The organism is Desulfovibrio sp. (assembly GCF_035644575.1).
GTDB lineage: Bacteria > Desulfobacterota > Desulfovibrionia > Desulfovibrionales > Desulfovibrionaceae > Desulfovibrio.
Window position 1 is genome coordinate 37,338 of the sequence record NZ_DASQOG010000157.1, and the last position, 6,827, is coordinate 44,164.

6 protein-coding genes are annotated in these 6,827 nt (G+C 56.8%); 5 read left to right on the top strand and 1 reads right to left on the bottom strand.

Going from position 1 to position 6,827, the window contains the following annotated elements; translation table 11 throughout:
* The first annotated feature begins 53 nt into the window (after window positions 1-53).
* Window positions 54-1,085: a glycosyl hydrolase gene (locus tag VEZ52_RS09095; RefSeq protein ID WP_324836544.1), complete on the top strand. Its 1,032-nt coding sequence runs from the start codon at window positions 54-56 to the stop codon at window positions 1,083-1,085.
* The gene (locus VEZ52_RS09100) at window positions 1,086-3,194 is read left to right on the top strand and encodes a hypothetical protein (RefSeq protein ID WP_324836545.1); all 2,109 of its coding nucleotides are present in this window, start codon (window positions 1,086-1,088) and stop codon (window positions 3,192-3,194) included.
* A gap of 120 nt (window positions 3,195-3,314) precedes the next feature.
* On the opposite strand, the gene VEZ52_RS09105 is transcribed toward VEZ52_RS09100, so the two are convergent.
* Window positions 3,315-4,421, bottom strand: coding sequence for a 1-propanol dehydrogenase PduQ (locus VEZ52_RS09105; protein WP_324836546.1), 1,107 nt, complete (start codon window positions 4,419-4,421; stop codon window positions 3,315-3,317).
* Between the two features lie 571 nt (window positions 4,422-4,992).
* On the opposite strand from VEZ52_RS09105, the gene VEZ52_RS09110 reads away from it, so the two are divergent.
* The 3 genes from VEZ52_RS09110 to VEZ52_RS09120 form a co-directional block, all read left to right on the top strand.
* Window positions 4,993-6,081: a hypothetical protein gene (locus VEZ52_RS09110; RefSeq protein WP_324836547.1), complete on the top strand. Its 1,089-nt coding sequence runs from the start codon at window positions 4,993-4,995 to the stop codon at window positions 6,079-6,081.
* Between the two features lie 6 nt (window positions 6,082-6,087).
* A complete protein-coding gene (locus tag VEZ52_RS09115; RefSeq protein ID WP_324836548.1) occupies window positions 6,088-6,357 on the top strand; it encodes a hypothetical protein in 270 nt (89 codons plus the stop codon).
* Window positions 6,358-6,522: 165 nt separating this feature from the next.
* The coding region (locus VEZ52_RS09120) for a MerR family transcriptional regulator (RefSeq protein WP_324836549.1) at window positions 6,523-6,827 on the top strand (305 nt) is incomplete at its 3' end.

The window sequence follows — 6,827 nt, forward strand, 5'->3', positions numbered from 1 at the left end:
CCACCTCGCCCTTGCGTCAAATCCGTCCGGGCCATAGTGCCGGGGAGGTTGTTATGAAATGTTTGCGTTCTGCCGCTTCTGCGGGACTGCTTGTGCTGTGTTGCGCGTTTCCGGCGGTGGCAGCCGATGCCTGGGTGGCGGATTGGGACATGTCCAACGGGCTTGCAGAACTGCGCCAGGGCAACTTTAAAAACGCGCTCATGTTTGCCGCGTATTTTGACAGGCAGGGCAGACCCTTCCTCACCGATGACATGAAAAAAGCCTTGCGTGGCGGGCTTGGGGCTTCGCTGGTCCAAAGCTCCAATGCACAGGGCGTGTTCCTTTCAGTTGTTAATGACGTGGTTGAAGCCCCCGGCAAATCCGTGCAAAAGGATCCCGCCCTCGTGAGCCGACTCATGGCCACGGACGCCAGCCGCGCCGCGCACCGCAGCGACCTGCTGGCCCTGCTGACGGCCTACCCCTTTACCGGGCTGGAACTTGATTACGAAAGGGTGAGCATGGATGACTGGCCCCGGCTGCTGCAATTCGCGCAAGAGCTTTCCGCCACGCTGGCTGCTCAGGGCAAAAAACTGCGGCTGGTCATGGAGCCAAAGCAAAAGTACCTGCAAGGCAATCTGCCCGCAGGCCCGCAGTATGTGGTGATGGCCTATAACCTGCACGGTGGGCACAACGGGCCGGGGGCCAAGGCTGACGATGCCTTTTTGCGCCAGTTGGCCCAGTGGTGCGCCCACTGGCCTGTAAAGCCTGGGTTGGCGCTTTCTGCGGGCGGTTTTGCCTGGACGGGCAGGGGCGTTGTGGATCTTACCGAGCGCAAGGCCGCCGCATGGGCGCAGGGCGCGGGTGTACAGCCAAAGCGCGACCCAGCCAGTCATGCCCTGTACTTTAAGGCGGCGGACAACACCCCCGGCAGTCCTCTGCTTGCCAAAGGCGGCACCAGCGGCAGCGTTTGCGAAATCTGGTATGCGGATGGTGAAACCCTTGCCCATTGGGCCGATGTGGGGCGCAGCCTTGGCTTTGGTGATGTGAGCCTGTGGCGGCTTGGCGGCAATACGCCGGAATCTCTGGCTAAAATTTCAGGAAAGTAAGTGATGACGCCGCAAAGCAGTGATATGCAGGTGCGTTTGCACACCTTTGGAATCATTGTGTGCCTGGCGGTATTGCTGCTGTGCGCCAGTTCTTGCGCGGTTTTTGCGGCTGTTGTTCAACCCTCGCGGAGCCTCTATGTGAGCGCGGGATTCAGCGGCGGCGACGGACTCAGCGCAGACAGGCCGCTTGGCAGCATCAACGCCGCGCTGCAAAAAGCCCGCAAAGGCGATGTCATCGTTGTTTCGCCGGGGGAATACCGGGAATCCATACGGGTTTCCACTGCTGGCCTTACCATTTTGGGCAGCGCACCCGGCCAGGACGCACCTCAGGTTGTTATTGCGGCTCCGGCTGGCAAGGCTGGGCCTGTGCTTGCCGACAGCGCTGATACCGTATGGCGCGGCATTGCTTTTCGTATTGGCGACAGCGCTGCCATAAACCTTCGTGGTTTTACCGGGCGGTTTGAATTTTGCCATTTTACCTCTGAAAGCCCGGTGCCGGGCATTGAAGTATACGGCGGCGATTTTGTGCTTCAGGGCTGTACCTTCTCGGGCGGCGCAGGGTCCACGGCCATGCTGGCGCTCAATGGGCAGGCAGGGCGCAAGAGCAGGATTACCCTGGCTTACTGCCTGTTCCGCGATAACCCAGGCGGCGCTGTGCTGCTGCGGGGCGAGCAGGATGTGCGTTTTGTGAACTGCCTCTTTGCCGCCTGCCGTTTTGTCGCCATGCGTCAGGCCGGGGTAGGAGCGCAGATTTCTGCCATCAACAGCGTATTTTTTCTCAGCCCGGAGCCAAGCCTCTTTTTGCAGTCCGCCTCCGCCCCCAAAGCGCGCCTTGAAAACTGCCTGTACGCGCCGGCGCCCGGCGATTTCATGAAATGGCAGGCCAGGCCTCTCGATCAGCAGCCGGAAGTTACCGCCGTTAACTGCATCACGGCCTCTCCCCGTTTTGTGGGCGGGCGCAATGCCTTGATAAACCTCTGCGTGGACGACACCGTTAATGCGCCGGTATGGCGTTCGCTCACGCCAGCTGCGGCAAAGCTGGGGCTGAAAATCACCCTTGCGCTGAATACGGACGCACTCTCGCCGCAATACTGGCAGATGATTATTCCTGAGGTGAACGCGGGATTTGAAGTGGCCTCCCACGGTGCGGTGCATGCCAGCATTACCTCTGCCGAGGTATTGCGCGTTGGCTGGTTTGATCCGGCGGGCACATCAGCCTCCCTGTCCATAGATCAGGCAGAGCAACTGCGGGTGGTTGCGGACGGCAAGGAGCTGTGTGTTATCGACCTCGCAGTCCAGCCCTATCTTTCCATGGGGGCGCTGGTGCGCCAGTTGCAAGAGAAAGGCCTTCGGGCGGAGCTTGTAAGCCTGAGCCACGAGAAAATTCCCGCCTATCTGCTGGCTCCGGTGCAGGAGCAGGATATCTTTTTTGCGCGGCACAATGCGGAACTGGTCATGGATACCAGAGCCTACATGCATTACATGCTGTCAGAATCGCGCCGCAAGATCGAACAAGGGCTGAGGGAGTATCATGCCACGCAAAAGATCTGTACGGCCTTTGTGTGCCCCTACAGCGAAATCAATGCAAATATCCGGCAGGCCATGCAGGCTACGGGGTTTCAGGTTGCGCGCAGCCATATGGCGCAGCGCTTCCCATCCGCCGCAGAGCGCGTGGATCTCTCTGCCCTGCAAAGCATTTCCCTCAAAGATATTGTGCCCGGCGCGCCAACGCCCAATCTTAAGGAAATGCTGCGCATGTATCTGGATTATCTGAAGTACCACGGTTCCATCATGGGGCTCTACAGCCACGGAGCCAACGAATGGACAGCCAATCAGTGGATAGACCTTTTTGAGGTGTTGCGCGAAAATCGTTCTGTAAAGACTGCCGGGCTTGCGGAAATCGCCGCCGTAGTCAAGGAACAGTGCGAATCAACAGGGCCGTGGACATACCGCTGCCCCTCGCAATCTGGCCCTGTGGGCGGCGAAACATCGTTCAGGCCGGGGCAGGATTCCCCCCTGATTGGCGTTGGCGTGCCGACAGAGTTCAACACGGATTATGCGGGCATGCCTTTGCAGGCAGGGCAGAGGCCGAATATCGGCCTGTACTGACGGCAAACAGGCTATCGCTGCCATCACGCGTGCAGGCGCAAAAAAAGGAGTCACCTTTTGGGCAACTCCTTTTTTTGTGGGCGTTTGCAGAAAATCCGGCAAACCTGCTTTAGGCCTGTGCTACCAAGCCTGTTCGAGCAGGGTGACGATGTCATCGTGCGAGGGCATGCGCGGGTTGCTGCTGGTGCAGATGTCTTCCAGCGCGTTGGCGGCCATGGAATCCAGGCTTTGACGGTAGACCTGCTCATCCACCTTGAGCTCGCGCACCCGTGCGGGGATCTTCATGGACGTGTTGAGGTCGCGCACGGCGTTTATCAGGTTGCGCGTGCCTTCTTCCACCGTGGCGCTTTCAAGGCCGATAAAGGCCGCGATTTCAGTATATTTGACGCCAGCGTCAAAACTGTTGAAGCCTATGACAAAGGGCAGCAGCACGGCATTGGCAAGGCCGTGCGGAATGTGGAACAGGCCCCCAAGGCTGTGGGCCATACTGTGGGTAACGCCAAGGCCGCTGTTTGTAAATGCCAGCCCAGCCATGCAGGAGCCAATAAGCATGTTGTCGCGCGCGGTCATGTCGTCGCCGTGGTCATAGGCGCGCTTGAGGTAGGTAAAAACATTGCGGATGGCCTGCTCAGCGTAGATGGCGGTAAACACGTTGCTGTAGCGCGAAGTATAGGCTTCCACCGCATGGGTCAGCACGTCCATGCCGGTTGCGGCGGTCACGTGCGGGGGCACGGTGCGCGTAAAGCGGGCATCAAGAATGGCGGCGTCAGGAATGAGCATTTCGTCATTCAGCGGAATTTTCACCGAATTGACCTTGTCGGTGATAACCGCAATGGAGGTCACTTCCGAACCGGTGCCGCTGGTGGTGGGGATGGCGACAAGTGTTGTCTTTCTGTTGCTGTCAGCCTTGTGCCCGAAGTAGGAAATGGCCTTTGCCATATCAATGGCCGAGCCGCCGCCAAGGGCGATAATCATGTCTGCCTGGCTGCTCAAAAAAAGCCGCGTGGCTTCAACCACTGCCTGAAGGGATGGGTCAGGCTCCACGCCAGAAAAGAGCGTATGTCCAATACCCTTGCGTTTCAGATGGCTCACGGCCTGATCGGCAAATCCGCTTTTGACCATAAAGGGGTCTGTCACCACAAAGGCATGGCTGGCTGGAAAGGTCTCAAGAGTTTCCAGCGCGTAAGGGCCGTAACAGATCTTTGTTTTTCCGTAAAACTGGGTCACGTCGTCCTCCACAGGCGGCGCAAAGAAAGAAAGGATATCTTGGCGTCGGCGTATTCTTTTATCGTCAGCGGTTCACGCTTGCTTGCGCTTGGGCAGCCATTTCCACGCCTTTGGGGCGTTGATGTTTTTGCTACAAATACCAGTCTGTTAGCTCAGGGATAGTCCGACATTGCACGGCCTTTTTGCAAAAGGGCAGTACGGGCATGATGCTAAGTCAACCTTTACCCCTAGGGGGAAGGTCAAGGGTTTTTCCAAACTTTTTTACTATCCAATGCAATTTTGTGTGAAAAAATGAACCAGCGGGGCTGATTATGAATTTCAAATTAAAACAGATCATTAAGGTGATTATTATTGCAGTAATTGCATCTGATGAATATAATTACTATTTTTACTTATCGACATTTTGGACAAAATTTATGTAAAAAGATGCCCATCAAGGGGCATTTTTTTGTAAAAGGCCTTGATCTTCCAGTGCGGAGAATGCTTACGGTGAATCAAAGTGGGCCGAGCCTCCCGTTGAGGGCTGGGTCAGCCCGCAGCCGACACCAATTCCCGAGGGAAGGAGATTGCCATGGAGCAAACAGCACAATTTGGGTCAACAGGTATGGAAACCTCGGCGCAGGCAGCCAAAAAGCAGCTTGCCACAAGTTTCAGAAGACGTGGCATGGTTACTGCCACCATGTCTGGGGTAGCATACGGAACATACACCGCGTTCATGACGCTCGCCATGACCTTGGGCGTGTGGGGAGTATGGTACGGCGGCGATTCCACCCTTTCTGAATTTTCCAAGCTCTTTTTGCTTGGCGCGCTCGGCGCGGCCACAACTGACGCATGCAGCGCCGTGTGGGCTGTGCTGATCGCCATTGGCAAGGGCAAGTTTGGCGATGTTTTTCGCAGCATGGCCTCCAAGCCCGGCGCTATCCTTATGGCAGCAGCTGTTATCGGCGGCCCCCTTGCCAGTACCTGCTACGTGCTTGGCCTGCAGAGCGCCGGTTCCATCATTGTGCCCATCAGCGCGCTTTGCCCGGCAATCGGCTCCATTCTGAGCCGCATTCTCTTCAAGCAGCCCTTGACCCCGCGCACCATGCTGGGGATCTTTATCTGCTTCATGGCCAGCGCCATGATCGGCAGCACAGGCCTTGCCGACAACGCGCCGCCGAACCTCTTTGTGGGCATTGCCTTTGGTTTTCTGGCCGCTTTTGGCTGGGGGCTTGAAGGCTGCGTAGGCGGCTACGCCACTTCCATGATTGATCCTGAAATCGGCATCACCATCCGGCAGCTTACCTCGGCCCTGACCAACCTGTTGATTCTTGTGCCCCTGTTTGCCTTTATTGGCGGCGATTCGGCCTTTGGGATGATCCGCACTGTCTTTACCGATGTTGACGCCATGCCCTGGTTTATCGTGGCTGGTTTTGGCGCGTATTTCGCCTTTATGCTCTGGTACAAGGGCAACGCCATGTGCGGTACGGCGCTTGGCATGTCGTGCAACGGCGCGTTCTCTTTCTGGGGCCCCTTCTTCTGCTGGCTGGTGCTCGGTCTGTGGTTCGGCATCGACGGCTACGCCCTTGCTCCCATTGCCTGGCTGGCCGCAGTCGTGATGATCGTCGGCATCTTTATCATTGCCGTCAATCCGCTGGATTTTTTCAGAAAGAAGGGATAATTTGCCATGAAAAAGCCGCTTAACTTCGCCATTCTCAAGTATATGACAACGGTTAACGAGGCCTGCACGGACGATGTGCTGTGCGCGCTCAAAGACGGCTACAGTTCGTTTCGGGCTTTCAACAAGTCTGACGTGCTCAACGCCCTCCTGACCGCAGAAGCCAACGGCCTGCTGGAAGAATCGCGCTACGATCTGGATGATGAAGGCCAGGTGCGCATGTTCTTTCGTGCCCATGCCGAAGGCGCGGCGACCATAAACCGCTACATTTCCAACTAAAAATCTACTACCGGGGAGGGGTGCGCCTCTCCCCGGCACAAGGGATGTGCCCGGCCTCGTTTTTGTGTCTGGCTGGTGGCGCAAATGCTCGATAGGATATTGTGAGGTTCGGGCAGGCGCATAATCATCCCTTTTTGCCCACCTTTCAAAAATCCGGGCAACGCCATGACAAAACAAGGGTACACCATCAGCCAGATGAGCGAGATCTCCAAGATCTCCAAAAAGGCTCTGCGCTTTTATGACGACCTCGGCCTTATTTCTTCCAAGAGGCATGGGGGCAACAACTACCGCTACTACACGCAGGATGAACTGCTCGCCATCCCACCGCTGAAATACTACAAGCAGATGGGGTTCAACCTCAGCGAGATCCGCGCCGCTTTTGAAGTGGGCAGCAATACCTCGCTTTCCGCGCTGCGAAAAATATTCATGAGCAAGATTGAATTGTTGCAGCAGGATGAAAAGCTGTTGTT